Genomic DNA, 26,015 nt, shown 5'->3' with positions numbered 1-26,015 from the left:
GATACACCACGTCGTCTGCATCGCAGGCAAGCCAGCTCCCACATTGATCGAGGCGTGTCAGTCAACCTGGGGCGGATTCAACTTCGCCCGCCGATGCTCCTGAAACCAATGCAGTGCAATCAGGAACAACGTCGGCACACCCAGCAGGCAGGTGATCAGGAAGAAGTTGTGATAGCCGAACTTTTCCACCATGACCCCCGAATACCCGCCGATCAGGCGCGGCAGCAACAGCATGATCGAACTGAGCAGGGCGTATTGGGTGGCGGAGAACTTGAGGTTGGTCAGGCTTGAGAGGTAAGCCACGAAGGCCGAGGTGGCCAGGCCCGAGCTGAAGTTGTCCAGGGAAATGGTGAAGATCAGCATCTGCAGATCCGGGCCCATGTCGGCGAGCATCACGAACAGCAGGTTGGTGCCGGCTGAGGCCACGCCGCCGATGAACAGGATCGGCAGGATGCCGAAGCGCACGATCAGCAGGCCGCCCATGCCGGCGCCGAGCAGGGTCATGATCAGGCCGAAGATCTTGCTGACCCCGGCGATCTGGTCCTTGGTAAAACCCTGGTCGATGTAAAACACGTTGGCCATCACGCCCATGACCGTGTCGGACATGCGGTAGCTCGCGATCAGTCCCAGCAGCAGCAGCGCCTGCCAGCGATAGCGCAGGATAAAGTCGTTGACCGGCGTGAGCACCGGCGCCAGCCCGCGACGGCCCATGGCCGACAGGCACAGGCTGGTGAGGGTGATGTAGAGAATGGCGCGCAGGAAGGCGCGGTCTTCCATCAGCAGTTCCCACAGGCTGACGCCGTGGAACAACACGCTGGCGAAATCGGTGTTGTACAGCTGGGTAAAGGTCGCCGGTACCGACACCAGCAGCACGATCAGCACGAAGACCGAGACCAATTGGTGGAGGAAGCTGTAGCGCCCTGCCTGCAACTGGGTGCGCAGCGGCACATTGGGTTCACGCATGAACAGGGTGGTCAGCAGGGCTGGCACCATGAGTACGCCGAACAGCACGTAGGTGCCGGTCCAGGCCGAGTGTTTATAGTTGAAACCGGTGGAACCGAAACCCTCGGCGAAAAACAGCGCACCGGCGGTAGCCAGCAGGGCTGCGATGCGATAACCGGACATATAGCTGGCGGCGAGGGCGGCCTGGCGGCTGTCATCGGCGATTTCCAGGCGGTAGGCGTCGACGGCGATGTCCTGGGTAGCGGAGGCGAAGGCGACGATAACGGCAATGGCGATCAGCCAGGAGAGGTGTTTCTGCGGGTCGCAGAAGCCCATGCCGATCAACCCGAGAATCACAAGCGACTGGGCGAGCACCAACCAGGAGCGGCGACGCCCAAGTTTACCGAGCAGCGGCAGTCGCCATTGGTCGAGCAGCGGCGACCAGACCCACTTGAAGGCATATGCCAGGCCAATCAGGCTGGCATAACCGATGGTTTCGCGGGCCACACCCGCCTCGCGCAACCACACCGAAAGCGTCGAGAACACCAACATATAAGGCAGGCCGGCGGCAAAGCCGAGCAACAACAGCACTAACGTCGAGGGGCTGGCATAAGCGGCGAGCGCGGCGCGCCAGGTTTTACGGGGCATGGGCTGGAGTCTGCCTCAGATTTACGGAAACAAAGCGCGCACTCTAACCGCTGTGCTCTACCGGGCGCCAGCCATGACGCCGAATATCCACACGATTGTTCCGTACTGTCACGCCTTCACTGCTCAAGCGCGCGCGTTGCTCGTCCCCCGAAACCGTGCCCACGGGCAGGCTTATCCGACCGCCGGCACCCAGCACCCGGTGCCAGGGCAGTCGGGTGTCCTCGGGCAATTGGCTCAAGGTACGTCCCACCCAGCGCGCCGCGCGGCCCAGACCGGCAAGTTGGGCCAGCTCGCCATAACTCACCACGCACCCCTCGGGCACTTGGGCCAATGTCAGGTACAACGCCGTGCGGCGCATCTCGGCGGGGCTTTGCGGGGTTTCTGCTGATGGGTTCACTGTGGGGCATCCGTCTGAAACGTCGGCATTTTTGTAAGAAACGTCTGTAAGCATCGTAATGAAAGGGGAACTCAACCCTAATCCTTGAGTCAGTCCTTCCTGAGACGCCATCTAACACGATAATGCCTTCTTTTTTGTCAAACTCGAGCCCCGAATCTGCTTATGTTGTCCAGAACCCTGCTGTGCTTCGCTGTGTTCAGCGCCTCCACGCCCTTGCTTGCCGATACCGTCTGGTTGAAGAACGGTGACCGCCTGACCGGCAAGATCAAGGTCTTCGACGGCGGCAAGCTGTTGGTCCAGACCGACTACGCGGGTGCCATTCCCATCGACTGGAAGCAGGTGAAAACGTTGGAAAGCGACCAGGAACTGCTGGTCAAGCAGGATGCGTACACGGGCGAGAAGGCCAAGTCCCTCAAAGCCGCGGAGGATGGCAAGGTGGTGCTGGCCAATGGCGAGGCGCCCAAGACCGTCGAGCTGGCGAGCATCCAGCAGATCATCAAGCCAAAACCGGTGATCGAAGACCTGGTATGGAAGGGTAACGTCGACCTGGCGCTGGACTATAAACGCGCCGAAAAAGACACCAACGACTACGACATCGACTTCAAGACCACCGCCCGTCATGGCCAATGGCGTCACACTGGCCAGGGTGAATACAACCGTGAGTTCCAGGACGATGTCACCACCACCGACAACTGGGCCCTGGAATACGATCTGGACCGGTTCCTCACCGAACACTGGTTCTGGCAGGGCCGCTTGACCTACAAACGCGACAAGGTGGAAGACCTGTCACGTCAGCGCACCGTGGGTACCGGCCCCGGCTACCAGTTCTGGGATGATGAGCTGGGCGCGTTCTCCCTGGGCTCGCTGGTCAACCGTACCGATTACGAATATTCCGACGGCGGCAAGGAAAACTTCTACTCCGTAGCCATGAAGTGGAACTACAACCGCTACCTGGTGGGCAAGACCGTCGAGTTCTTCACCACCGGTGAACTGGGCAAACCCATTGGCGGCTCCGTCGACTATTCCCTCGATGCGGAGATGGGCCTGCGCTACAAAGTCACCGAATGGGCCTCGCTCAACCTCAAGGCCGAGCGCGACATTATCAGTGGCGACTCGGACAGCAGCTTGAGCAAGACCCGTTACACCGCGGGCTTTGGCGTGGCCTGGTAACCAGGCCGGATAAAACGCGCTTGGCAACCCTCACCGATATTGATTACCTTGTGTTGAGATCCATTCCCATATGCCATGGGCGGCTGAACACCCGAGGAGTCACAGGTTGAGCACACAGGTTGCCAAGAACGCCCGAGAGCTGTTGCTCAAGGAATACCGTGGGGCGCTGTCCACATTGTCCAAAGCCATGCCCGGCTTTCCTTTCGGCTCGGTCGTGCCCTATTGCCTGGACGATCAGGGCCGCCCTCTGATTCTGATCAGCCGCATTGCCCAGCACACCCATAACCTGCTGAAAGACCCCAAGTGTTCACTGCTGGTGGGGGAGCGCGAGGCGGATGATGTGCAGGCGGTGGGGCGGCTGACCTACCTGGCCGAGGCCGAAAAGCTGGAAGACGCGGCAGCCATCGAGGCGGCCGCCGAGCGCTATTACCGTTATTTCCCGGAGTCGGCCAACTACCACAAGGCCCACGATTTTGATTTCTGGGTGCTCAAGCCGGTGCGCCACCGTTATATCGGCGGGTTTGGAGCGATCCATTGGGTCGACCAACTGACCCTGGCCAACCCCTTCGCCGGCAAGGCCGAGCTGAGCATGGTCGAGCACATGAACAGCGACCACGCCAAGGCCATCGCCCATTACGTCGACCTGGCCGGCCTGCCAACCCGCGAGGCGGCACAACTGGCGGGCATTGACAGTGAAGGCATGCACCTGCGTATTGGCCAGGCGCTGCACTGGCTACCGTTTGCAGAGCCTTGCAACACGCCGACACAAGTGCGCGAAGCCCTGGTTTCATTGGCCCGCGCCGAGGTCTGGCCGAAAAAAGCGTCTGCCGACGCTTGAATTCACGAAACGGCGACGTCATCTAAGGTGGACTGGCAAGGCATTCTTGCGTTGAGGAACCATTTGATGCGCCCTTTTTTGTTGCTCTTTCTGCTGTTCCCGGTGTTGGAGCTGTTCGTATTCGTTCAAGTCAGCGGTGCGATCGGGTTTTTCCCGGCCCTGTTGCTGATCATTCTCGGCTCGATGCTCGGCGTGCTGGTGCTGCGCGTCGCCGGCCTGGCCACGGCGCTGCGAGCCCGTGAGAGCCTGAACCGCGGCGAATTGCCCGCACAGACCATGCTTGAAGGCCTGATGATGGCCCTGGCCGGCGGCTTGCTGATCGTGCCGGGCTTCATCAGCGATGTGGTCGGCCTGGTCATGCTGCTGCCGTTCACCCGCAAACTGCTGGCCGGCAAGATGCGCCAACGCGCCGAAGAGGCCGCTATCCGTCAGCGCGCGTTCGCCGACGACCTGCAACCCCGGGGTGGCCCGGCTCCGCGCCAGCCCCTGGAGCGCGAAGGCGATGTGATCGAAGGCGAGTTCGAACACCGCGACAGCAAATAATCGCTGCATTGGCACGGCACCTCGAGGTGCCGTGTTGCTTTTACCCCCATACGCTACAAAAAAATCTGCCGGGCCCCCTTGTAATAAGCTTATGCGCCCTTATGTATCGGTCACCGCAAGGTTTCTGGTGGCGACACCGAACAGACTTCCGCGTTTCGCTCGGCGAACCGCGACCGGCACAGCCGGATAACAACCCGCCGGTAATGACTCCGGCCGATGAAAAACACAATTAGGAGAGATCGACAATGAGCAAGCTTCGTCCTCTGCACGACCGCGTCGTTATCAAGCGCAGCGAAGAAGAAAAGAAAACCGCCGGCGGGATCGTTCTGCCAGGTTCGGCTGCTGAAAAAGCCAACCACGGTGTGATCGTCGCTGCCGGCCCGGGCAAAACCCTGGAAAACGGTGAAGTGCGTGCTCTGGCCGTCAAAGTCGGTGACAAGGTTGTATTCGGCCCTTACTCCGGCAGCAACACCGTGAAAGTTGACGGCGAAGACCTGCTGGTCATGGCTGAGAACGAGATTCTCGCTGTACTGGAAGGCTGATTTCCCCGCTCATTTTGCCGTTACTCCAAAGTATTTAAGGATTATCGATCATGGCTGCTAAAGACGTTAAATTCGGCGATTCCGCCCGCAAGAAAATGCTCGTTGGTGTCAACGTTCTGGCTGACGCAGTAAAAGCGACCCTGGGCCCGAAAGGCCGTAACGTGATCATCGAGAAGAGCTTCGGCGCTCCGACCATCACCAAGGACGGCGTTTCCGTCGCCAAAGAAATCGAACTGGAAGACCGTTTCGAAAACATGGGCGCGCAGCTGGTCAAAGACGTTGCCTCCCGTGCCAACGATGACGCCGGCGACGGTACCACCACCGCCACCGTTCTGGCCCAGTCGATCGTCAACGAAGGCCTGAAAGCCGTCGCTGCCGGCATGAACCCGATGGACCTCAAGCGCGGCATCGACAAGGCCACCCTGGCCATCGTCAAAGAGCTGAAAAACCTGTCCAAGCCTTGCGCTGACAGCAAGGCCATCGCGCAGGTCGGCACCATTTCCGCCAACTCCGACAACTCCATCGGCGACATCATTGCCGAAGCCATGGAAAAAGTCGGCAAGGAAGGCGTGATCACCGTTGAAGAAGGCACTGGCCTGGAAAACGAACTGTCGGTCGTTGAAGGCATGCAGTTCGACCGTGGCTACCTGTCCCCGTACTTCGTCAACAAGCCAGACACCATGGTTGCCGAGCTGGACAGCCCGCTGATCCTGCTGGTCGACAAAAAGATCTCCAACATTCGCGAAATGCTGCCTGTGCTGGAAGCGGTTGCCAAAGCTGGCCGCCCACTGCTGATCGTCGCTGAAGACGTTGAAGGCGAAGCCCTGGCAACGCTGGTTGTGAACAACATGCGTGGCATCGTCAAAGTCGCCGCCGTCAAGGCCCCAGGCTTCGGCGACCGTCGCAAGGCCATGCTGCAGGACATCGCCGTTCTGACCGGCGGTACCGTCATCTCCGAAGAGATCGGCCTGAGCCTGGAAAGCGCTACCCTGGAAAACCTGGGCAGCGCCAAGCGTGTAACCCTGTCCAAGGAAAACACCATCATCGTTGACGGTGCTGGCGTTCAAGTCGACATCGAAGGCCGTATCGCTCAGATCCGTGCCCAGGTTGCCGAGACTTCCTCGGACTACGACCGTGAAAAACTGCAAGAGCGTCTGGCCAAGCTGTCCGGCGGCGTTGCGGTGATCAAGGTGGGTGCGGGTTCCGAAGTTGAAATGAAAGAGAAGAAAGCCCGCGTTGAAGACGCCCTGCACGCTACCCGTGCAGCCGTTGAAGAAGGCGTGGTGCCTGGCGGTGGCGTTGCGCTGATCCGTGCTCTGTCTTCCATCAAGGAGCTGAAAGGCGACAACGCCGATCAGAACGTCGGTATCGCTGTGCTGCGTCGCGCTGTTGAAGCACCGCTGCGTCAGATCGCTGCCAACAGTGGCGACGAGCCAAGCGTTGTCGTCAACGAAGTCAAGAACGGCCAAGGTAACTTCGGTTACAACGCCGCGACCGGCGAATACGGCGACATGATCGAAATGGGCATCCTGGACCCAACCAAGGTGACCCGTTCTGCACTGCAGGCAGCTGCTTCGGTTGCCAGCTTGCTGATCACCTCCGAAGTCGGAATCGTTGAAGCACCGAAGAAAGATGCTCCAGCTGGCGGCGGCATGCCAGACATGGGCGGCATGGGTGGCATGGGCGGCATGATGTAAGCCAGCCTTACCCCTGTACTGAAAAACCCCGCCTGCAGCGATGCAGGCGGGGTTTTTTTATGCGCCTTGAACCGTTCAGCCGAGCGGCCCACGCCGCAGCAGCTTCTTGAAAGTCATACCGCGAGCCAACATCAGTGGGGTGTTCGGCATGACGGCCAGGGGTTGCGGCGCAGCAACTGGACCGAGTGAACGAACGACAGGCAGGTGAGCGAGTTTCTTTGCGGCCGTGGGCCTGGGCCGCTCCCAATGGCCGGACATGACCACCATGCCCAGCAGTTTCAGGGTGTTGGCGTAATAGTCATGGGCTTTGATCGAGCGATGTTGCAGGTTGTCCCAGATATTATTAAGCCAGGGTTGATTGTCGGGGCTGACCATCGCGCTGACCCCGAGGGCCGACAGGAAGGCCGGGTCGCCTGAGGCCTCGTCGACAGGCTTGCCGTTAAGCCGATAGCCATCGCTGAATTCGCTCGGGTCGTCGCGGGTGGTGGTGCGAGCCCAATGATTGAATGTGGTCAGGGTGTGCAGGGCCCTGGTGTCCCCGTACATCAGGTAATCCAGGCCGATGCGCCAAGGGTAGCGGGCGGCATTCCACGCGTAGTCACCATCATGTTTGTCTTCCAGCAGTTCGGCGCGTGCAGGCGTGGGGCCAGTGGCGAGGTGGCTGATGAAGTCCGGTACCAGTGCGCTGTCGGGCGTGTAGCGCTGGGTGAAGGTATCGATGATCGAATAGGTTTTGTCGCGCACCGCTCGCCAGCGCTTGTCGCCGGTCATTTCATAAAAGCTGTAGAGGTACGATTGCATGAAGTCCGAAGTGCGTGTGGTGTATTCCAGCTCGAGGTCACCGTCCATTCCCGCCCAGTCGCCGAGCATCAAGTGATGGGTGCGTGGGTGCACTTCGTGTTTGAGGATGGCGGCCAGCACACTGTTGGCATGGCGTCGATAGTCGATCGCGCCGTCGCTGCCCCAGGTCTTGTCCGCCAGCAACAAGGCGTAAGCGATGTCCAGATCGGCGTCCGTGGCACTGGCTTCGCCACGGAAGCGGCCCGTGGCGTTGGTGCACCCTTTTACCTGGTTCCAGGCCATCAACCCCGGGTCTGACTTGGCCGGGTGGTCCTCGAAGTAGCGCACCATGCCATCGAAGACTTTCCGGGCGTCGGGGTCTTCGCCCGCCATCATCACGCTGAGCAACATGCCGTAGCCATGGGCTTCGGAAACGGTGATGGTTTCGGGTGCGCTGCCCCCGCCGACTGGCTTGCCATCGGCGTTGACTTTGACGAAATATCGGCCGTCGCCGCATTCGGTGGACAGGTAAAGCGCCTTCCATGCGCGATAAAACATGAGCAGTTGATGGTCCATGATCACCTGGGAAAGGTGATTGGGCCTGATCGAACCAGGGTAATACGGCGTGGCCTGGCTAAACGCCGAAGCCGGGCCTGCGAGTAATGCGCCGGCAGCGATGCTCAGCGACAGTACCAGCCCTGACAAAGGCTGCTTCGAGGGACGCATGGGTGGGCTCTCCAACCTGAAATTCAGCTGGGGAGGTTACGAGCAGCTCAGGCGCCTGGCTGTCACAGGCTGTAACACGCAGCCTAGGAGGGGCGCAGCGGCAGGACCAGGCTCATGCGTGCGCCGCCCAGGGGGCTGCGGCTGACCGAAAGTTCGCCACGGTGCCACTGGGTGGCGCGTTTGGCCAACGCCAAGCCCAGGCCGAAGCCGCCGGGCTCGTCGCCACCCTGGGAGAGTCGCACAAAGGGCTCGAAGATTTTTTCGCGGTTCTCTGCCAGCACCCCGGGGCCGTCGTCGTCCACATGCAGCACCAGATGCTGTTCACCCTGATAACTGGCGCTGACGCACACCTGATCGCGGGCGTAGGTGATGGCATTGCTCAGCAAGTTACGCACAATCAGGTGAAGCAGCGCGCGGTCGCCGATCAGTTCCAGGTGCGCGGGTTCGGTGTCCAGGCTCAGCCGTCGATGATGCCCGTCCAGCAGGGCAAACTCCTGATACAGCCAGTCGCGCAGGTTGATCGGTTCGTGGTGCAGGTCGGCAGGCGCACTGGCCAGCCGTGCAAAGGCCAGGCTGGCGCGCACCAGGGCTTCAAGTTCTTCGACGTCGGTTTGCAGGCGCTCCTGCAAGCGGGTGCGAGTGGCCAGATCCTCGCTTTTTCCCAATAGCGTCAGGGCAAAACGCATGCGTGCCAGGGGCGTGCGCAGCTCGTGGGACACTGCCTGGGAGACTTCTCGATGGCGATCGTTCATGGCGCTGATCGCCTGGGCATGCTGTTGCAAGGTCACCAGCAACGGCGTCCATTCCTTATCCAGGGGCGGTAGCAAAGCATTGGGCGCGTGCGCCAGGGTCGCCAGGCATTGGTTGAGCGCCGCGAGATCGGTGCGCCGTTTGCGATGTGAGCGTGCAGCGGCCCACATCAGCATCACCAGGGGCAGGCTTGCCACGGCTGCCGTCACCCAATAGACAGGCAGTTGCACCAGGTCCTTGGCGGTGGCCGTACTCCACATCGGGCCGAACTGGATCAAGGTTTCATCGTCCAGCGGAAAATAGGTGGTGTCTTCATCGCTGTTCTGCGCCGGCTGCTGGTGCTTGAGCATCACCAACGCTTCCGGCGGCAGCTCGAGGTCTTCCATCGCCACCAGCGTCAACGGGTACTGGAAGCGTGTACGCAGCGCTTCCATGTGGGTTTCGCGTTCCTCGGGCGGCAGGTCCCTGATCTCCTGCGCCACCAGATATGCCGGCCCGGCCATCAAGCGCAAAAAGCTGTAGTCGCCGATATACACCGCCGCGTTGGCGCACAGCCACAGCAGATAAAACGTCACACCCGCCCAGGCAACACCTGTCACGCCGGCCATCCATGGGCGCACCTTACTCAACATGTGCGGCTCCCTGGGGGATTTCGACGAACAGGTAGCCTTGGGCAGTGATGGTCTGGATGGTCACCGGGCATGCCAGGCTCATCAGTTTTTTGCGCAGGCGTGACACGCGCATATCGATGGAACGGTTGAGCCCGTCGTAGGCCAGGCCGCGCAGACTTTGCAGGAGTTTTTCCCGGGTGAGCAGCACACCCCGGTGGCGGGCGAAGATCGCCAGCAGTTCGAACTCGGCAACCGAGAACTGCAATGGGGTTTCGTCGAGCCAGGCCAGATGGCTGTCGAGTTCCAGCTTGAAGCCGCCCCACTGATACACCGTTCGCGGTGCCTGCGGGTGGCGGCGCAACAACGAACGGATCCGTGCCAGCAACAGCAATGGGTCGACGGGTTTGACCACGTAGTCGTCGGCTCCGAGGTTGAACCCGGTGAGCTGTTCGGCGTTTTCATCCAGCGCCGTCATCATCAGGATCAACCCGGGGTAGCTGTCGCGAATCTGCCGGCACAAGGTGAAACCGTCGATGCCCGGCAGCATCACATCCAGGATCAGCAGCGCCGGCTGTTCGTCGCGGATACGCTGGGCGGCGCGATCACCACGGTGCTCCACCGCAACGGTAAAACCTTCGGCACGCAGGAACTCGGCCGTCAGCGCGGCCAAAGGGCGGTCATCTTCAATCAGTAGCAGGGTTTCAGGCATGAACGAAGCGTCGTTGCCGGAGGAAGGGCGCAAGTGTCACGCGCTTGCCCGGGGCGAGGCAAGCGCCGTGTGTTTGGAGTGAATGTTCGCGCGTGCGCTGTCGTCAGGGTGTGAAGCTATAGTGAAAATCTCGTCATTTTTGAAAGTTGGTTGAAAATACTTATCGGCAAGCCGCACAGGTCTATCCCTGAGCCACACTTGCCCTTAAGCTGCGCGAGCCATCACGGCCGTTACTGCGTACGGAGACAATGCCCATGCGAATTCTATTGGTTGAAGACAACCGCGATATTCTGGCCAACCTGGCGGATTACCTGGGGCTCAAAGGCTACACCGTGGACTGTGCGCAGGACGGTTTGTCGGGCTTGCACCTGGCGGCGACCGAGCATTACGACTTGATCGTACTCGACATCATGCTGCCCGGTATCGATGGTTACACCCTGTGCAAGCGTCTGCGCGAAGACGCACGCCGTGACACGCCAGTGATCATGCTTACCGCCCGTGACCAGTTGGATGACCGGCTGCAGGGCTTCAAGTCCGGCGCCGATGACTACCTGCTCAAGCCGTTTGCCTTGTCGGAGCTGGCCGCGCGCATCGAAGCGGTGCTGCGTCGTGCCCAGGGCGGTGGGCGCCGCACGTTGCAGGTGGCCGACCTGAGTTATGACCTGGACACCCTGGAAGTCACCCGCGAAGGGCGACTGCTCAGGCTCAACCCGGTGGGTCTGAAGTTGCTGGCGGTGCTGATGCAAAAGAGTCCTCATGTGCTGCGCCGCGAAATCCTTGAAGAAGCCCTGTGGGGCGATGATTGCCCGGACAGTGACAGCCTGCGCAGCCACGTTCACCAATTGCGTCAAGTGATCGACAAGCCATTCGCCAAACCGTTGCTGCATACGGTGCACGGCGTGGGTTATCGCCTGGCCGAGGGCCGCGATGGAGTTTAAGCAAAGCCTTGCCCAGCGGATCATCATCGCCTTTGCGCTGATGAGTGCGCTGGTGGCCGGGGCCTTCGCGATGGGGATCGTCGCGACGGTGCACCTGGTGGAAGAAAAACTGATTTCCGCAGGCCTGGGCGGCGACCTGCAACGCTTGCTGCTGATGGACAGCGTGGAGGACTGGAGCCACCGACCCGAGCCGGACCAGTTGTTCTACTTCAGCGGTGGCCGTGGGGATTTCGAATTGCCCAAGGACCTGCGGCACCTGGAGCCGGGGTTTCATGAGGTGTTTCGCGAAGCGCTGTCGTACCACGCCATGGTCGAAGTGGTGGATGGCCGCCGCTATGTGCTGCTGCAAGACCAGAGCGATTTCGAGGAACGCGAGCGCGTGCTGTTTGCCGTGGTGCTGGTGGGCTTCGTGCTCAGCCTGGCGCTGGCGGTGTTCCTCGGTTGGGTATTGGCGCGCAAGGTGATGGCGCCGGTGGTGCGTCTGGCCCGCCAGGTGCGTCATCGCGATCAGTTGCTGGGTCTGGCGCCGCCCCTGGCGCCCGACTATGCGGCGGATGAGGTGGGCGAGCTGGCTGTGGCGTTTGACGCTACCCTGGGTCGGTTGCGCCAGGCGCTGTCCCGCGAACAGCTGTTTACCAGCGATGTGAGCCATGAGTTGCGCACACCCCTGATGGTGCTGGCCAGTTCCTGTGAGCTGCTGCTGGAAAACCCGGCCATCGATCAGCGCGGGCGCAAACAGGTGGAGCGGATCGCCCGTGCCAGCGAGGAAATGCGCGAACTGGTGCAAACCTTCCTCATGCTGGCCCGTGCCGAGCATGATGACGGCACCATGTCGCCGCAGGTCAGCCTCGTGCAGGTGGCCGACGATTTGCTCGGCATCTGGCGGGACCCCATCGAGCGCAAGGGGCTTGAGTTGATCTACCAGCCGGGCACCCCGCTGGATACGCGTTACAACGCCACCTTCCTGCATGCCGTAATGGGCAACCTGCTGCGCAACGCCTTGCACTACACCGAGCAGGGGTTTATCCGCCTCACCCTGGAACCGAGCGGTTTTGTGGTCGAGGACAGCGGCGTAGGCATCCCCGAAGACAAGCGCGAAGCCATGTTCGAACCCTTCGTGCGAGGCAATGAGAAGCGCGGCGAGGGCTTGGGCCTGGGCCTGTCCCTGGTTCAGCGCATCTGCGAAAACCAGGGCTGGAGCGTCAGTCTCAGTACCATGGAGCCCAATGGTTGCCGCTTTCATGTCGAGTTGAGTCGGGTCAACGCCTGACCGGTCTGCCTGCCGCTATCCTGCGGCAGATCCCCCGCTTTTCGGCGAAGATGGCCCCAGGCCACTGCTTGTATCTGTAAAGTCTTGAAATGTATGGGATTGGACAGGACAAGATTTTCACAACTGGTTGACCTGTTGATCACAGTTCGAAATTTAAGGTGGTAGGCATCAGCAACTGGAGATCCGTTGATGTCTACCCCGACCAAGCTCGAATTTTCCGAAAAGTACGACGATCAGCACGCGCAAAAATATTTGCTCAAACATCAGGACAATCTGGCACGCCGGTTGTCCCACAAACGCGACGAGCAATTGGCGCGCGGCGCACTGGCCATGGCCGGCGAGCCTGGCCTGGTGCTGGACTTGCCCTGCGGGGCCGGACGTTTCTGGCCGCTGCTGGCCGAAAAGCCCAACCGCATGATCATCGGCGCCGACAATTCGGAGTCGATGCTCAAGGTCGCCACGGCCGCCCAACCGGCGGAAGTGGTGAAACGGGTACGGCCCTTGCACACGTCAGCCTTTGATATCAACTTGCCGGATAACTCGGTCGACAGCATTTTCTGCATGCGCCTGATGCACCACATTGGTGACCCAGCGCACCGGCTGGCGATTCTGCGGGAGTTTCAGCGTGTCACCCGCGACAGTGTGATCCTTTCGTTGTGGGTGGACGGCAATTTCAAGGCCTGGAAACGCAAGCGCGCCGAGGAGCGTCGTCGCGAAAAAGGTGAGCAGGAAGGTTACCAAAATCGGTTTGTGTTACCGGCTGCTACTGTTGAGGCAGAGTTCGAGCAAGCCGGTTTCCGTGTTCAGGAATCCCTGGACTTCATACCGCTCTACGCCATGTGGCGAGTGTATGTATTGCGTAAGAGGTAACAGGATGGCATTTGAAGGCGTAGCAGGCAGTCACGTAGCTCCTGAAGAACGATTCGATTATTTCTGGCGTCAGCAGGGTGAATGGGTCGAGGAGCCCAACCGCCGACGCGGTGGCGAGAGTGGGGTACAGCGGGTGAAGGGCCCCAATGGCCGCCTGCTCTACAGCAAGCGCCAGACCGGACACATCTACCGCAGTTGGCTCCACCCTTTCGGTCGCCCCACCGTTCTGCGCGAACGAGATGCCTTGCGGGGCTTGCGTTTGCTGGACGTGCGGGTGCCGGAACTGGTGTTCTGCGAGGCCCGCCGCGACCCGCAGCATCAGTGGAAGGCGTTGCTGGTCACGGCCGCGCTGGACGGTTTCGACGAAATCGAAAACTGGTACGCCGCCGGTGGCCGTGAACAGTATGGCGAACAGGTGCACGAGCGCTTGCTCAAGGAGTTGGCTTCGACCCTTGCGCGCATGCACCGAGGGCGCTGGCAGCACGGTTGCCTGTACATCAAGCATATCTTTGTGCGGGTGACCGGCGAGGGCGATTCGGCCAATGTGGAAGTGGCGCTGCTGGATTTTGAAAAGTGCCGCCAACGCTTGACCGCTTATCGGGCCGCTTCCCACGACATGCTGCAACTGCGTCGCCATTCGTCGTGGAACGACACTGACTGGAAAAAACTCAGCTACTTTTACGAGACGGCGTTTGGCAGCGCTATCAAGGGTTTAACCAGATGAAGCTAGAAATAGCACGAGGTTTGTTCCTGCTGGGGGCTTTGGGCGTTGCCGCCCTGAGCCTGGCGGCATGGGAACTGCCTCGCACCCAAGTGCTCAGCGCGGCGCAAGGTAGCGGGCAATGCCTGCTGCCACGCGTGGCCAAGGTTGGTGTGGCGGCCAAGCCCGATCACGAGCTGTTGCTGTTCATGTTTGGAATGTCTCAAGGGTTGAGGCCGCAAAGTTGAAACTATTGAAACCCCCAGAAAAGGGCCTTGCGATGCAAGGCCCTTTTTTTGCGTAGGTGTCTCAAACGGCGGCTGGTTTGTCCGGCTTGGCCAGCAAGGTATAGACGCAAGGCAAGACAAACAGCGTAAACAGTGTGCCGATGGACATTCCCGTCGCGATCACCGTACCGATATCGAACCGACTGACGGCGCCGGCGCCGCTGGCGAGAATCAGCGGCACCATGCCGAATACCATCGCGGCGGTGGTCATCAATACCGGACGCAGACGAATCGCCGCCGCTTCTTCAACCGCTTGCCGGGGTGACAGGCCCTTGTCCTTGCGCAACTGGTTGGCAAATTCGACGATCAGGATCCCGTGCTTGCTGATCAACCCGATCAGTGTCACCAGCCCCACCTGGGTGTAGATATTCATCGTTGACCAGCCCAGGAACAGCGGGATCAGTGCGCCGCAGATCGACAGCGGGACCGTTACCAGGATCACCAGCGGGTCGCGGAAGCTCTCGAACTGTGCGGCCAGCACCAGGAAGATAATCGCCAGTGCCAGCCCGAACGTCACCCAAAGCGCGCTGCCCTCCTGGATATATTGCCGGGACGAGGCGCTGTAATCGTAGGCGTAGCCCGGGGGCGCTTCTTCGTCGGCAATCTGGCGTACGGTGCTGATCGCCTCACCCATGCTCACCAGCGGAACGCCGGAGATCAGCGCAGAGTTCAGTTGCTGGAACTGGTTCAACTGCCGGGGGCGTGCGCGGTCGCTGAGGGTGATCAGGGTCGACAACGGCAGCAGTTCGCCCTTGGCATTTTTCACGTAGTAGTTGTTCAGCCAGTCGGGATTGTCGCGGTAGGCGCGCTCGACCTGGGCGATGACCTTGTAGCTGCGTCCGTCGAGGGTAAAACGGTTGATTTCCGCTTCCGCCAGCAGCGTCGCCAGGGTGCTGCCGAGGTCCTGCATCGACACGCCCATCTGCGCGGCCTTGGCGCGGTCGATATCCACCACCACTTCGGGTTTGTCGAACGCCAGGTCAATGTCGAGGAATGCGAACTTGCCCGACTCCATGGTGCGTTTCTTCACACGGTTGGCCACGTCCAGCAACGACTCATAGTCGTTGGCGGTGTTGATTACAAAGCCGAATGGCAAGCCTTCACCGGTACCCGGCAGGGACGGCAGGTTGAAGCCGAACACTTGCAGGCCGGGAATCTGCTCCAGGCGGTTTTGCACCTGGGGCAGGATCTGCATTTGAGTGCGACTGCGCTCGTTCCACGGTTTGAGCAGGAAACCGCCGATGCCCGATTGAACACCGTTGAAACCGTTGATCTGGAACGACGAGTAGTACTCGGGGAACTCCTTGAAGATCTTGATGAACTCGTCGGTGTAGGTGTTGAGGTATTCCAGGTTGGCGGGCTGCGGGGCGCTGGCCATCATGAAGATGATGCCCTGGTCTTCGTCCGGTGCGAGCTGTGACTGGGTGAACTTGAGGAATACCGGGATCAGGCACAGCACGATCAGGGCGAACACGATCACCACCGGGCGGGTGTTCAACGTGCCGTGCAGCATGCTTTGGTAGCGGCGCTTGAGGCTGTCGAAAATCAGGTCCAGGCGGTGGGCCAGCCCCGATGGGTTCTCGTCATGGCGCAATAGCAGTGCACACATCATCGGCGACAGCGTCAGGGCCACGATGCCGGAAATGATCACCGCCCCGGCCAGGGTCAGGGCGAACTCCTTGAACAGCGCCCCGGTGAGACCTTCGAGAAAACCGATGGGCGCATACACCGCCGCCAGGGTGATGGTCATCGACACCACCGGCAGGGCGATTTCCCGGGCACCTTCCAGTGCGGCATCCAGCGGTGTCTTGCCTTCTTCGATGTGGCGATGGATGTTCTCCACCACCACGATCGCATCGTCCACCACCAGACCGATGGCCAGCACCATCGCGAGCAGGGTCAGCAAGTTGATGGAGTAGCCCATCAGTTGCATGAAAAACAGCACGCCGATCATCGACAGCGGGATGGTGATCACCGGGATCACCACTGAGCGCAGGGCGCCGAGGAACAGGAACACCACCACGATCACGATCAGCACGGCTTCGAACAGTGTCTTGACCACCTCGTTGATGGACGCCTGGATAAACAGCGTGGCGTCGTAGGCAATTTCCGCCTTGAGGTTGGGCGGCAACTGGGACTCCAGCTCCGGCATGATCTTGCGCACTTCCTTGATCACGTCCAGCGGGTTGGCGCTGGGCGTGGCCTTGATGCCGATGTACACCGACGGCGTGCCGCCAAACGAGCTGATTGCGTTGTAGTTCTCCGCGCCCATTTCCACCCGTGCCACATCCCGCAGCAACACGCGGCTGTCGCCATCGGTCTTGACCGTGATCGCACCAAAGGCTTCGGCCGACTTGAGGTCGGTGTTGGCATTGATACTGGTGACCACCAGTTCGCCCTTCAGCTCACCGGCGGCGGAGAGGAAGTTGTAGCGACGTACCGCATCGCTGATATCGCTGGCGCTCAAGCCGAAACCGGCGAGCTTGACCGGGTCCAGCCAGATACGCATGGCGAATACCTGATTGCCCAGGATTTCCGCTTCGGCCATGCCGGGCAGGGTCGCGAGCTTGGGCTGGATGACCCGTGACAGGTAGTCGGTGATCTGCGGGTTGTTCAGTTCCTGGCTGGAGAAGCTGATGTACATCAGTGCCGAGGCGTCGGCGGCTTCCTTGCTCAGCACCGGGTCTTCGGCGTCCTGGGGCAGCTTGTTCTTGACCTCGTTGGCCTTGGCCAGCAACTCGGTGAACAGCCGGTCGCTGTTGGAGCCGATGCGCGCATAGATGGAAATCACCGAGAAATTCTGGCGACTCACCGAGGTCATGTAGTCGATCCCTTCGGCGCTGGCCAGGCTCTGTTGCAACGGCTGGGTGATATAGCCCTGGATGGTCTCGGCGTTGGCGCCGGGGTAGGCGGTGGTCACCGTGATCAGGGCGTTTTCCATGTTCGGGTACTGGCGCAGCGGCAACTTGCTGTAGGCCTGGAAACCCAGCAGTACGATGAGCAGGCTGACCACCATGGCCAATACGGGGCGGCGGATAAAAACGTCTGTGAACTTCATGGCTCAGTGCCCTGCCGGCAGGTTTTTGTCCGGGCTGATGGCAATCGGGGTGCCGTTGTCCAGTTTGAGCTGACCGGCGCTGACCACCTGCTCACCGGCTTTCAAGCCCTTGCTCACCAGTACCAGGCCGCCCCGACGTTCGCCGGTTTCCACAAAACGCCGTTCGGCGATCAGTACAGGCTGGCCATGGGCGTCTTTTTCCACGTCGCCATTCGCGGTTTTTTTCTGGGCCACGGCGTATACCGAGTTGCCGTAAAGGGTGTAGGTCATGGCGCCTTCAGGCACCACGATCTGCGCGGTCGGGTTGGGCAGCAGCACTTCAAGGCTGGTGAACATGCCGGGCAGCAGCTTGCCGTCCGGATTGGCCAGGGTGGCGCGGACCAGCACATTGCGCGTGGTGCTCTCCACCTTGGGGTTGATCGCGCTGACAGTGCCGGGGAACTGCTGGCCCGGGTAGGCCGAGACTTCCACCTGTACGGCCTGGCCGAGGGCGACCTTGGGCACCGAATGCTCGGGGATAAAGAAGTCGACGTAGAGGCTGCTGATGTCTTGCAGGGTGGCGATCACCGTGCCGCTGGCCAGGTAGTCACCCACGTCCACCTGGCGAATGCCGATGGTGCCGCTGAATGGCGCGACAATGTGTTTTTTCGCCAGGGAGGCCTTGAGTTGGTTGACCGTGGCCTTGTTCTTCTGCAGTTGCGCGGAGAGGCGGTCGAACTCGCCTTTGGAGATCGCCTGGCTTCCCACCAGTTGGCTGCCGCGACCGTAATCCAGTTGGGCCAGGCCCAAGTCGGCCTGGGCGGTTTCGAGCAAGGCGCTTTCCACGGCACTGTCCAGTTGCACCAGGGGTTGCCCGGCCTTGACCTTCTGCCCTGAAGCGAACTGCACGTCCTTGACCGTCCCTGCGATCTCCAGGCTCAGGTTGACCCCCTGCAAAGCCTTGAGCGTACCCACCGACGGCAAGCGTTGCTGCCAGGGCTGCTCGGTCGCCACGGCGACGGCCACACTCACGGGGGGCTTGGGTTTGGAGAAGCCCTGAATCTGCTGATAGATGGAAAAGGCCTTGTAGCCCCCCAGCAGCAGGACGATTAACAGGACAACACCCAACATGATCAGCATGCGACGGCGCAGCATATTCCGTTTCCTTGGAAAACCTGAGACAGAGGGGGGACCGACAAGCTCGGAACATTACTCCGAGTATGGAGGGGTTTCCACCCGGTAGTGTTGACAGATAAAACACTGGCAGGGGCCGGCAACCGGCTCCTGCCAGCCGAGCATTTCAGATCAGGTGGAGATGGTTGTCCCAGAGCCCTGCCGGCAATTCCAGCGGTTTTGCAACCAACTGTTTCTGACGGCAATCGTAGAAACGGCAACGGCCCTGGCCCGACGTCACGACAAACCCGTCCGCCACCGCGCCCACGCCGGCACAGTCCGGCAGCGGCCCGTCCAGGCGCAGCTCAAAGCTGTCCATGTCCCAGATAAAGAAGCGGTTGCCTCGGGGAGCGGTCAGCGCCACCAGGCGCAGTTCGCTGTGCACCGCAACGCTGGCGGTGTAGTGCCCCATGGCGTGCAGTTGCTCGTCGGCCACCGGGAAAGCCACGAAAGGTTGCCCCGGGCGTTTGATCGCGAGCAGTTCGGAACGCTCCTGAGACGGCCCCATGAACTGCTGCCCGGTGAGGATGGTCCCGTCGCTGGCGATGCCCATGTGGCGCACGCTGTTCATCTGCTGGCCCAGGGCTTCCTTGCTGATCAACGTGCCATCGCGGTGCATCAGCACCAGGCTCGGTTCCATGGCATCGAGGTTCATCTCCACGCGGCTTTCGGCTTCGGTGCGAATGCCGCCGTTGGCCACTACCAGGGTTTCGCCGTCGGGCATCCACGACACCTGGTGCGGGCCGATGCCGTGGGTGGAAATCTCGCCTCTGTGCACCAGCCGCTCACCTTCGAACTGATACACGCCGAGCAACCCACGACCCGGGTCGGACGTGTCGTTTTCTGTCGCGTACAGCCAGTCGCCGCTGTTGTGGATGACCGCATGACCATAGAAATGGCGATGGGGTTGGGAGGTGATGGTTTGCAACAGCGCGCCATCACGCAGGTCGATCAGGTAACTCTCGGTACCCGGGCGACGGGCGACGAACAGTGCGATCGGCAGTGTCGGGTGGTTGATGATGTCGTGGCAGCGCTGGCCGACCTGGGTGACGAACACCGGCTTGCCATCCAGCCGATAGCCGACGGCATAGTGGTTGCCGTCCGCATCATCGCGCGCCGACAGCAGCAGCGGGCCCTTGCCCTTTTGCTTGAACAGCGTCCAACCGCCCAGGGTGAGGGCACTGAGCAGTACGCTGCCAACGGCCAAAGCCTGTCGCCTGAGCATCATCAGTCACCGTCGTTGGCATTGAAGCCCAATTGAATGCCCAGCGCCTTGGCCAGCTCGCCTTCGTGCAGGCGATGGACGACGTTGAGGCTGTCATAGATGTCGTTGAGTTGCTGGCGCCCGGCGTCGTCATTCAACAGCTCGTTGAGGCTGCGCTGGTTGCTGGCGAAGAGTTTCAGGGACGCGGCATAGGCGGCATCGATCTTGTCGGCCAAGGCTTTCTGATCCGCCGGCAACAGGCCACGCAGGCCCTTGTTGTCGACGCCGACCCAGACCGTTTGCGCGGCGGCAAGGCTGGCTTCCAGGCTTTGCAGGGACGACTGGCTGCGCCACGCGTCAGCCTGGAACGGTTGCGGGATGCCTTTGGTCTGGCGGCCCATGGGCGTGCCGAGTTTTTTCTTGAGGGTGTCCAGTGCGGTCACCTGCACGCGCAGCAGATCGGCGATGGCCTCGTGGGAATCGGCGTAACGCTGGTTCGGAAACTTGGTCATCTGCGCGAGCATGCCGTCGGTGCTGTTCCAACTGGCCAGGATCTCTTCGGCCAGGGTTTTCTGGCGTTCGCCGATGGCGACCAGCAGCGGGCAATAACGGGCTTTTTGCGCGTCGTCGGCGATATCGGTCTTAGCGTCGTAGAGGATGTATTCGTAGGCCGACAGGCCCTGCACCACCACGCTGGACTTGGCCAGGGCGGCACCGTCGATCTGCGGTTGGGCGGCGACCAGTTGCTCGACCTGACGACCCACCAGGTTCTTTTTGTCCGGCCAGAACTGCACCTGCCACGAACGGTTGCCTTCAGCCAGCGGGCCGATCAGCAGCGGTTGCAGCTCGGCCCAGGCTTTTTGTGCGTGGAGGAAATCGGCGCGCGCGGTCTCCAGGCTCTCCTTGCCCTGGCAGTAGGCCAGGGCGCTGACGGCCAGCTGGCGGTCGGCTTCGACCCAACGGCTGTAGGTCGGCAGGATCACCTGCTTGGCGATGGCCGCCGAGGTCACGGCTTGCGGGTCCTGGGGTGAACAGGCGCCGAGGGCGAGGGCGGCCAGGCTGGTGAACAACAACTTGGGACGGAACATGTCGAGCTCCCTTCTGTCAGTGGGGCAAAGCTTATAAAGAATTCAGGAACGCCAGCAACGCGGCACGCTGCTCGGCATTGAAGGACAACACATGTTGCTGCGCCGCCTGGGCTTCGCCGCCGTGCCAGAGCACGGCTTCCAGCAGGTTGCGGGCGCGGCCGTCATGCAGAAACTGGGTATGACCGCTCACGGTTTGCGTCAGGCCGATGCCCCACAACGGCGGCGTGCGCCAGTCGCGGCCACCGGCCTTGAATTCGCTGCGCTGGTCGGCCAGGCCCGGTCCCATGTCGTGCAGCAACAGGTCGCTGTAGGGGCGAATCACTTGGTTGGCCAATTCAGGTTCGGCGGCAGTGGCCGCCGTGGTGAACGAGGGCTTGTGACAACCCTGGCAACCGGCCTGGTAGAACAGGTTCTTGCCGGCCAGCACCTGAGGCGTATTGGCGCCCCGGCGTGCCGGAACCGCCAGGTTGCGGGTGTAGAACAACACCAGGCGCAGGATATTGTCGCTGACTTCGGGCTCGCCATCGGGGCCGTTGCCATTGGGCGCCTGTTTGCAGGCGACTTGGGCGTCGGTGCAGTCATCAAAGGGTCTCAGGGACGTGGTGAGGCCCATATCACCAGAAAACGCGTGAACATTTTGTTGATTGAGGTTGGGTTGCCCGGCTTTCCAGCCAAAACGTCCGAGGACGGTTTTGTGTTGGGCGTCATCCCACACCCAATTCGCGCGGCCGACAATGGCTTCCTTGTCGGCGGTACTGGGGTTGGTGTTGCGCAGGATATCGGCGTCGCTGATGGCTTCGAGCAGGCCCAGGCCGATCATCGGCGGGGCGATGCGTGCGGAGAACAGGGTATCCGGATGCATCGGGCCGTAGCCAAGTTGGGTGATTTGCAGGTCGGGCTTGCGCAGTTCGACCACGGTGCCGTCCTTGAAGGTGACCGGGACGGGCGTGTAGTCGACCCGCACCTTGCCTTCCGGCTCGACGCCCGGCACGGCCATGTCTTGCAACTGCCCGCCGTAGACCGGCTCGGGCACCACGCCGATTTGCTCGATGAGCCGGGCATGGGACGCCGCATCGGGAATCGACAGGCGCACCAGCATCGATACCGCATTGGGCGCGTCCGGCAATGGCGGATGACCGCGCCCGTCTTTTATATGGCAGTTCTGGCAGGCATTGGTATTGAACAGCGGGCCCAGGCCATCACGGGCGGTGGTGGTCGAGGGGGCGATCACCCAGGGGCTGCGAAAGAAACTGTTGCCGACGCTGAAATCCAGGCGGCGGGTGGGGGCCAGGTTGGCCGAGGGCAGGGAGAACGCGTTCTGGTCGCGCTTGTTCACCGTGGTCGCGCCGCCGGACTTCGATTCACCCGGCTCAGCCTTGGTGAAACGAGGGGCGTCATCGCAGGCGGTCAGGCTCAAGGCCAGCAACGCTGCGCACAGGCGAAAAAGCGGACGGAGCATCGAGTTTCCTGAACCAGAGCTGAAAATGAGGTCGCAAAGTCTAACAGGGCGGGGCTCAATGAATAAGAGCAATTATCGTTTGGTGGATTGCGCGCCAATCCCGCTAGAATGGCCGCACATTTTTTTCTGGAGGTGGCCCATGCAGGCTCTCGACGCTTTGCTCAATCGTGTTTCCGTGCCGCGTCTGCTGGAACCGGCGCCGACCCAGGAGCAACGCGATGTGCTGTTCGCCGCTGCCATGCGGGCTCCCGACCACGGTCAGTTGCGGCCTTGGCGCTTCCTGACGGTGGAAGGCGCCGCTCGCGAGAAGATGGGCACGCTGCTGGCCGAGGCTGCGCGCCTGCAAGACGCCGACGCCCCGCAAGCCGCCATCGACAAGGCCCAGAACGGCCCGCTGCGCGCGCCGCTGGTGGTGGTGGTGATTGCCTGCCTGCAAGAGCACTTCAAGGTGCCGAAGTCCGAGCAGCGGCTGGCGGCGGCCTGCGCGGCGCACGGTATCCTGCTGGCGGCTTACGCTCAGGAAATCGGTGCTGTGTGGCGTACGGGTGAGTTGTCCTACTCGGCCCACGTTGCCGAGGGCCTGGGGCTGACGGCGGACGAAGAAGTGATTGGCTTCCTGTACCTGGGTACGCCGCAGAACCCGCCGCGTACGGCGCCTAAAGAAGATGTGGCCGCGTTCGTTCAAGCCTGGCCCGGGCGTTAATTTGCAGGTGATCCAAATGTGGGAGCTGGCTTGCCTGCGATGGCGGTGTGTCAGTCAATATAGTTATTGCTGACCCACCGCCATCGCGGGCAAGCCCGGCTCCCACAGGGTTTTTCATGGGGTTCGAGTAAGCGTCTACACCTTGAACTGATCCATCAACTTCATTTGCTGCGTCGCCAGCGCATTGAGTTGGCTGCTGATCGCTGCCGATTCAGTCGCTTGCCCCGTGAGGGTTTCGGTCACGGTGCGGATCGCCGAGACGTTGCGGTTGACCTCTTCGGCCACTGCGCTTTGTTGTTCGGCGGCGCTGGCGATTTGCAGGTTCATGTCGCTGATCACGGTGACCGCATCGCTGATCTTGCCCAGTGCCTGTACTGCGTGATGAATTTGCCCGGCATTGCTCTGGGCCTGATGCTGGCTGGAATGCATGGTCGCGACCACGCCACGGGTGCCGCTCTGGATGCGTTCGATGACCAGGCGAATTTCCTCGACCGAATCCTGGGTGCGCTTGGCCAGGTTGCGCACTTCGTCGGCCACCACCGCAAAACCACGGCCGCTTTCCCCGGCGCGTGCCGCTTCGATGGCCGCGTTGAGGGCCAGCAGGTTGGTCTGCTCGGCAATGCTGCGGATCACTTCCAGTACCTGGCCGATCTGATCACTGTTGACGGCCAGGGCCTCCACTTCATGCACCGCCTTGCTGACTTCTTCGGCCAGGGTGGTGATGTCGCGGGTGCTCTGTTCGATGATCGACATGCCTTCGCGCGCCGACTGGTCCGCGCCGCGTGCCGCGCTGGCGGCGTTGGATGCGCTGTTGGCGACATCATGGGCGGTGGCGCTCATTTCATTGGAGGCCGTGGCCACCTGGTCGATTTCACGGAACTGCACCTGCATGCCTTCGCTGGTCTGGCGGGCGATGGCGGATGACTGGTCAGCGGTGCCCCGCGCTTCGGTGATGCTTTGCTTGATCTGGGCGATGGTCGGTTGCAGCTTGTCGAGGAAACGGTTGAACCAGTTCACCAGGGCGCCCAGTTCGTCGTTTTTGGCGTAGGTCAGGCGCTGGGTGAGGTCGCCTTCACCGCTGGCGATGTCCTTGAGCATGGTGGCCACGCTGTTGATCGGTCGGGTCACGCCGGTGGCGGTCAGCCAGATCAGCAGCAGGCCGAGCAGGGCGGCCGCGGCACCTACCAGCAGGGCCTTGAGCATGCCCGCCGCCTGGGCTTTGTCGAGTACACCTTGCAGCTTCAAATTGTCGGCGAGCATCACGCTCTTGGGCAGTTTGATCACCACCCCCCAGGCTTTGGCGTCGGCAATTGGCTTGACCGGGTAAACGGCGCGAATGGTGTCGTCCTGTTCGCGGATCATGCGGGTGTCGCTGGCGAGCAACTGCACGATTTCCTTGCCTTCGGTGCCGAGGGTGTCGATCAGGTTTTTGCCGACCTTGTCGGGCTGGCCACTGTAGGCGGCGATCAGGCCGGTGGCGGAGAGGATTTCCAGGTGCGCCGCGCCGTCGAACAGCTCTTTCTGAGCCACGTCGGTGGTCGCTTGCAGGGTGTTGAGCGCAAGGTCGACCCCGACCACGCCGATCACCTTGCCATCCACCAGCAGCGGCAGGGCAATGGTGGTCATGAGCATGGTTTTGCCCGCCACTTCATCGGCGTACGGGTCCAGCAGGCAGACATTGCGCGTGTCCCGTGGGCAGGTGTACCAGATGTTGTAGGGCGTGCCGCTGAGGTTGGCGGTGGTCTTGGTCAGGTCGTCTTCGACCATGATCGTGTTCAAACCTTCGCCGCCGGCCCGGCTCCAGTAGCTGGAGAAGCGGCCTTTCTCGTTGGAGACCCGCGCTTTGTCGTCGATGAACTCACTGTCTTTGCCATCCAGGCCATTGGGTTCGAACGACAGCCAGATGCCCAGCACTTTGCTGTTGCGCTCGAAGGTGGTTTTGAGGCGCTGGTTGAGTTCTTCACGCAGCGCCCCGGCCTCCAGCCCGCGCCTGGTCGCCGTCGCGCGCAGGTCTTTGACCTGGTCGGCCAGTGCCGTGATGACGGTCAGGCTTTCGCCGAAGGTTTTCTGCAACTGCACGGCTTGCTCTGCGGCCTTGGCCTGCAACAGGTTCTGCACGCTCTGGGTGAGCATTCGCGAGCTCGAATCGCTGATCAACTGGTCGTTCTGGTTGGTCTCGTAGAGGTTGATGCTGATGATCAACGCAATCACGCCCAGCAGGCACAGCCCGGACAGCAGCACGATTTTCAAGCGGATGGAGAGGGTATTGAACATAGGTTCACTCGCGAATGGACTTGTTGGAATGCAAGCTGGGCGAGCCAAGTCCGTTCGGCGCCATGTCTGTGGAATCGGCGCGGGCGAGGGTTTCATGAGGAGCAGGCGATGAGTGGTAGGAAAACCCTGGAGGCGGCGTTATACGGGCCGTGCAAGCCGCTCGGGGCGTGACCAGATCCACAGGTTGCCCAGGCCCATGCCGGCAATCGCCAGGTAGACGGGCCAGCCGTGATCGAGCATCACCAGCATCAAGCCGGCGCACAACAGCATGCTGACCGTGGCGCTGATCTTGGCCCGGCGGGCGATGATCTTGCCGTTGCGCCAGTTGAACAGGATCGGCCCGAACAAGCGGTGGTTTTCCAGCCAGGCACTCAGGCGTGGCGAGCTTTTGGTGGCGGCCCAGGCGGCCAGCAGGATGAATTCGGTAGTGGGCAAGCCCGGCACGACAATCGCCACCAACCCGATGCCCAGGCTGACGTAGGCCAGCAGACCGAACAGGAGCTGCGCGATTTTCGACGGGGGTTGGGGTTTGCCGGTCATAGGTGGGGGATCACAGAAAATCGATTTGAAATGAGATCTAAATGTGGGAGCGGGCTTGCGCGCAAACACAGTGTGTCAACCAACGCACTACCCACCTCCCCACCCCACTCCCCAACCAA

At 61.4% G+C, this 26,015-nt stretch carries 23 protein-coding genes and 1 pseudogene; 11 read left to right on the top strand and 13 right to left on the bottom strand.

The genetic code is table 11. The features are described from left to right. Positions 1-57 precede the first annotated feature (57 nt). Positions 58-1,590: an AmpG family muropeptide MFS transporter gene (locus tag ACW9IB_RS15845; protein WP_457366161.1), complete on the bottom strand. Its 1,533-nt coding sequence runs from the start codon at positions 1,588-1,590 to the stop codon at positions 58-60. 43 nt (positions 1,591-1,633) lie between these two features. After that, entirely contained in the window at positions 1,634-1,948 is a 315-nt protein-coding gene (locus ACW9IB_RS15840) for an MGMT family protein (protein ID WP_457414417.1), read from the bottom strand. 201 nt (positions 1,949-2,149) lie between these two features. On the opposite strand from ACW9IB_RS15840, the gene ACW9IB_RS15835 reads away from it, so the two are divergent. The 5 genes from ACW9IB_RS15835 (at position 2,150) to groL (ending at position 6,777) form a co-directional block, all read left to right on the top strand. After that, positions 2,150-3,157: a DUF481 domain-containing protein gene (locus ACW9IB_RS15835; RefSeq protein ID WP_457366162.1), complete on the top strand. Its 1,008-nt coding sequence runs from the start codon at positions 2,150-2,152 to the stop codon at positions 3,155-3,157. A gap of 106 nt (positions 3,158-3,263) precedes the next feature. Continuing rightward, complete coding sequence (locus ACW9IB_RS15830) at positions 3,264-3,995, top strand: HugZ family pyridoxamine 5'-phosphate oxidase (RefSeq protein ID WP_457414386.1); 732 nt, start codon at positions 3,264-3,266, stop codon at positions 3,993-3,995. A gap of 66 nt (positions 3,996-4,061) precedes the next feature. Continuing rightward, positions 4,062-4,538 carry an FxsA family protein gene (locus ACW9IB_RS15825; RefSeq protein WP_457414385.1) on the top strand — a complete coding sequence of 159 codons (477 nt, stop codon included), beginning with the start codon at positions 4,062-4,064 and terminating at the stop codon, positions 4,536-4,538. A gap of 245 nt (positions 4,539-4,783) precedes the next feature. Continuing rightward, positions 4,784-5,080, top strand: a complete 297-nt coding sequence (locus ACW9IB_RS15820) for a co-chaperone GroES (protein ID WP_016971149.1) — start codon at positions 4,784-4,786, stop codon at positions 5,078-5,080. Between the two features lie 50 nt (positions 5,081-5,130). After that, positions 5,131-6,777 carry a chaperonin GroEL gene (groL, locus tag ACW9IB_RS15815; protein WP_457366166.1) on the top strand — a complete coding sequence of 549 codons (1,647 nt, stop codon included), beginning with the start codon at positions 5,131-5,133 and terminating at the stop codon, positions 6,775-6,777. A 75-nt stretch (positions 6,778-6,852) separates the two neighbouring features. On the opposite strand, the gene ACW9IB_RS15810 is transcribed toward groL, so the two are convergent. The 3 genes from ACW9IB_RS15810 to ACW9IB_RS15800 all read right to left on the bottom strand — a co-directional run bounded on the left by ACW9IB_RS15810 (position 6,853) and on the right by ACW9IB_RS15800 (position 10,353). Then, positions 6,853-8,283: a glycosyl hydrolase family 8 gene (locus ACW9IB_RS15810; RefSeq protein WP_457414384.1), complete on the bottom strand. Its 1,431-nt coding sequence runs from the start codon at positions 8,281-8,283 to the stop codon at positions 6,853-6,855. Between the two features lie 83 nt (positions 8,284-8,366). Beyond that, positions 8,367-9,665, bottom strand: a complete 1,299-nt coding sequence (locus tag ACW9IB_RS15805) for a sensor histidine kinase (protein ID WP_457414383.1) — start codon at positions 9,663-9,665, stop codon at positions 8,367-8,369. Then, positions 9,655-10,353, bottom strand: coding sequence for a response regulator transcription factor (locus ACW9IB_RS15800; RefSeq protein WP_457366214.1), 699 nt, complete (start codon positions 10,351-10,353; stop codon positions 9,655-9,657). The genes ACW9IB_RS15805 and ACW9IB_RS15800 overlap by 11 nt, the downstream gene beginning before the upstream one ends. A 254-nt stretch (positions 10,354-10,607) precedes the next feature. Between ACW9IB_RS15800 and colR the strand changes: the two genes are divergently transcribed. The 5 genes from colR (at position 10,608) to ACW9IB_RS15775 (ending at position 14,379) form a co-directional block, all read left to right on the top strand. Further along, positions 10,608-11,291 carry a two-component system response regulator ColR gene (colR, locus tag ACW9IB_RS15795; RefSeq protein ID WP_457366169.1) on the top strand — a complete coding sequence of 228 codons (684 nt, stop codon included), beginning with the start codon at positions 10,608-10,610 and terminating at the stop codon, positions 11,289-11,291. Next, entirely contained in the window at positions 11,281-12,561 is a 1,281-nt protein-coding gene (locus ACW9IB_RS15790; protein ID WP_457414381.1) for a sensor histidine kinase, read from the top strand. Before colR ends, ACW9IB_RS15790 begins: the two co-directional genes overlap by 11 nt. A gap of 189 nt (positions 12,562-12,750) precedes the next feature. After that, positions 12,751-13,431, top strand: coding sequence for a class I SAM-dependent methyltransferase (locus ACW9IB_RS15785; protein WP_457414379.1), 681 nt, complete (start codon positions 12,751-12,753; stop codon positions 13,429-13,431). A gap of 4 nt (positions 13,432-13,435) precedes the next feature. Continuing rightward, positions 13,436-14,155 carry a lipopolysaccharide kinase InaA family protein gene (locus ACW9IB_RS15780; protein ID WP_457366172.1) on the top strand — a complete coding sequence of 240 codons (720 nt, stop codon included), beginning with the start codon at positions 13,436-13,438 and terminating at the stop codon, positions 14,153-14,155. Further along, a complete protein-coding gene (locus tag ACW9IB_RS15775) occupies positions 14,152-14,379 on the top strand; it encodes a hypothetical protein (RefSeq protein WP_457366173.1) in 228 nt (75 codons plus the stop codon). Before ACW9IB_RS15780 ends, ACW9IB_RS15775 begins: the two co-directional genes overlap by 4 nt. A 61-nt stretch (positions 14,380-14,440) precedes the next feature. Here ACW9IB_RS15775 and ACW9IB_RS15770 read toward each other — a convergent pair whose 3' ends face one another. From ACW9IB_RS15770 to ACW9IB_RS15750, 5 genes are all read right to left on the bottom strand, one after another. Continuing rightward, the gene (locus ACW9IB_RS15770) at positions 14,441-17,476 is read right to left on the bottom strand and encodes a multidrug efflux RND transporter permease subunit (protein WP_457414377.1); all 3,036 of its coding nucleotides are present in this window, start codon (positions 17,474-17,476) and stop codon (positions 14,441-14,443) included. A gap of 3 nt (positions 17,477-17,479) precedes the next feature. Then, the gene (locus tag ACW9IB_RS15765) at positions 17,480-18,610 is read right to left on the bottom strand and encodes an efflux RND transporter periplasmic adaptor subunit (RefSeq protein ID WP_457366175.1); all 1,131 of its coding nucleotides are present in this window, start codon (positions 18,608-18,610) and stop codon (positions 17,480-17,482) included. A gap of 145 nt (positions 18,611-18,755) precedes the next feature. Further along, the gene (locus ACW9IB_RS15760; protein ID WP_457414415.1) at positions 18,756-19,853 is read right to left on the bottom strand and encodes a DUF1513 domain-containing protein; all 1,098 of its coding nucleotides are present in this window, start codon (positions 19,851-19,853) and stop codon (positions 18,756-18,758) included. A gap of 2 nt (positions 19,854-19,855) precedes the next feature. Further along, positions 19,856-20,920, bottom strand: coding sequence for an imelysin family protein (locus ACW9IB_RS15755; RefSeq protein WP_457366176.1), 1,065 nt, complete (start codon positions 20,918-20,920; stop codon positions 19,856-19,858). Between the two features lie 31 nt (positions 20,921-20,951). Then, a complete protein-coding gene (locus ACW9IB_RS15750; RefSeq protein ID WP_457414375.1) occupies positions 20,952-22,379 on the bottom strand; it encodes a di-heme oxidoreductase family protein in 1,428 nt (475 codons plus the stop codon). A 139-nt stretch (positions 22,380-22,518) separates the two neighbouring features. Here ACW9IB_RS15750 and ACW9IB_RS15745 point away from each other — a divergent pair, with 139 nt between their 5' ends. Beyond that, positions 22,519-23,082 carry a nitroreductase family protein gene (locus ACW9IB_RS15745; RefSeq protein WP_457414373.1) on the top strand — a complete coding sequence of 188 codons (564 nt, stop codon included), beginning with the start codon at positions 22,519-22,521 and terminating at the stop codon, positions 23,080-23,082. A gap of 135 nt (positions 23,083-23,217) precedes the next feature. Here the strand turns inward: ACW9IB_RS15745 and ACW9IB_RS15740 are convergent, their stop codons facing one another. The 3 genes and pseudogenes from ACW9IB_RS15740 to ACW9IB_RS15730 all read right to left on the bottom strand — a co-directional run bounded on the left by ACW9IB_RS15740 (position 23,218) and on the right by ACW9IB_RS15730 (position 25,896). Next, complete coding sequence (locus ACW9IB_RS15740; RefSeq protein ID WP_457414413.1) at positions 23,218-23,973, bottom strand: methyl-accepting chemotaxis protein; 756 nt, start codon at positions 23,971-23,973, stop codon at positions 23,218-23,220. Positions 23,974-24,075: 102 nt separating this feature from the next. Beyond that, positions 24,076-25,215, bottom strand: a pseudogene (locus tag ACW9IB_RS15735) (PDC sensor domain-containing protein); the annotation flags it as partial. 279 nt (positions 25,216-25,494) lie between these two features. Next, the gene (locus ACW9IB_RS15730; protein WP_457414371.1) at positions 25,495-25,896 is read right to left on the bottom strand and encodes a YbaN family protein; all 402 of its coding nucleotides are present in this window, start codon (positions 25,894-25,896) and stop codon (positions 25,495-25,497) included. Positions 25,897-26,015 lie beyond the last annotated feature (119 nt).

Source organism: Pseudomonas sp. SDO524_S393 (genome assembly GCF_054071875.1).
The sequence above is the reverse complement of the archived record's forward strand: the minus strand, read 5'-3'. Positions and strand labels throughout refer to the sequence as shown.

Coding starts and splice junctions, on each gene's coding strand:
- ACW9IB_RS15845 (WP_457366161.1), bottom strand. CDS start 1,590: ATGCCCCGTAAAACCTGGCGCGCCGCGCTCGCCGCTTATGCCAGCCCC.
- ACW9IB_RS15840 (WP_457414417.1), bottom strand. CDS start 1,948: ATGCGCCGCACGGCGTTGTACCTGACATTGGCCCAAGTGCCCGAGGGG.
- ACW9IB_RS15835 (WP_457366162.1), top strand. CDS start 2,150: ATGTTGTCCAGAACCCTGCTGTGCTTCGCTGTGTTCAGCGCCTCCACG.
- ACW9IB_RS15825 (WP_457414385.1), top strand. CDS start 4,062: ATGCGCCCTTTTTTGTTGCTCTTTCTGCTGTTCCCGGTGTTGGAGCTG.
- ACW9IB_RS15820 (WP_016971149.1), top strand. CDS start 4,784: ATGAGCAAGCTTCGTCCTCTGCACGACCGCGTCGTTATCAAGCGCAGC.
- groL (WP_457366166.1), top strand. CDS start 5,131: ATGGCTGCTAAAGACGTTAAATTCGGCGATTCCGCCCGCAAGAAAATG.
- ACW9IB_RS15810 (WP_457414384.1), bottom strand. CDS start 8,283: ATGCGTCCCTCGAAGCAGCCTTTGTCAGGGCTGGTACTGTCGCTGAGC.
- ACW9IB_RS15805 (WP_457414383.1), bottom strand. CDS start 9,665: ATGTTGAGTAAGGTGCGCCCATGGATGGCCGGCGTGACAGGTGTTGCC.
- ACW9IB_RS15800 (WP_457366214.1), bottom strand. CDS start 10,353: ATGCCTGAAACCCTGCTACTGATTGAAGATGACCGCCCTTTGGCCGCG.
- colR (WP_457366169.1), top strand. CDS start 10,608: ATGCGAATTCTATTGGTTGAAGACAACCGCGATATTCTGGCCAACCTG.
- ACW9IB_RS15790 (WP_457414381.1), top strand. CDS start 11,281: ATGGAGTTTAAGCAAAGCCTTGCCCAGCGGATCATCATCGCCTTTGCG.
- ACW9IB_RS15785 (WP_457414379.1), top strand. CDS start 12,751: ATGTCTACCCCGACCAAGCTCGAATTTTCCGAAAAGTACGACGATCAG.
- ACW9IB_RS15780 (WP_457366172.1), top strand. CDS start 13,436: ATGGCATTTGAAGGCGTAGCAGGCAGTCACGTAGCTCCTGAAGAACGA.
- ACW9IB_RS15775 (WP_457366173.1), top strand. CDS start 14,152: ATGAAGCTAGAAATAGCACGAGGTTTGTTCCTGCTGGGGGCTTTGGGC.
- ACW9IB_RS15770 (WP_457414377.1), bottom strand. CDS start 17,476: ATGAAGTTCACAGACGTTTTTATCCGCCGCCCCGTATTGGCCATGGTG.
- ACW9IB_RS15765 (WP_457366175.1), bottom strand. CDS start 18,610: ATGCTGCGCCGTCGCATGCTGATCATGTTGGGTGTTGTCCTGTTAATC.
- ACW9IB_RS15760 (WP_457414415.1), bottom strand. CDS start 19,853: ATGCTCAGGCGACAGGCTTTGGCCGTTGGCAGCGTACTGCTCAGTGCC.
- ACW9IB_RS15755 (WP_457366176.1), bottom strand. CDS start 20,920: ATGTTCCGTCCCAAGTTGTTGTTCACCAGCCTGGCCGCCCTCGCCCTC.
- ACW9IB_RS15750 (WP_457414375.1), bottom strand. CDS start 22,379: ATGCTCCGTCCGCTTTTTCGCCTGTGCGCAGCGTTGCTGGCCTTGAGC.
- ACW9IB_RS15745 (WP_457414373.1), top strand. CDS start 22,519: ATGCAGGCTCTCGACGCTTTGCTCAATCGTGTTTCCGTGCCGCGTCTG.
- ACW9IB_RS15740 (WP_457414413.1), bottom strand. CDS start 23,973: ATGCAGGTGCAGTTCCGTGAAATCGACCAGGTGGCCACGGCCTCCAAT.
- ACW9IB_RS15730 (WP_457414371.1), bottom strand. CDS start 25,896: ATGACCGGCAAACCCCAACCCCCGTCGAAAATCGCGCAGCTCCTGTTC.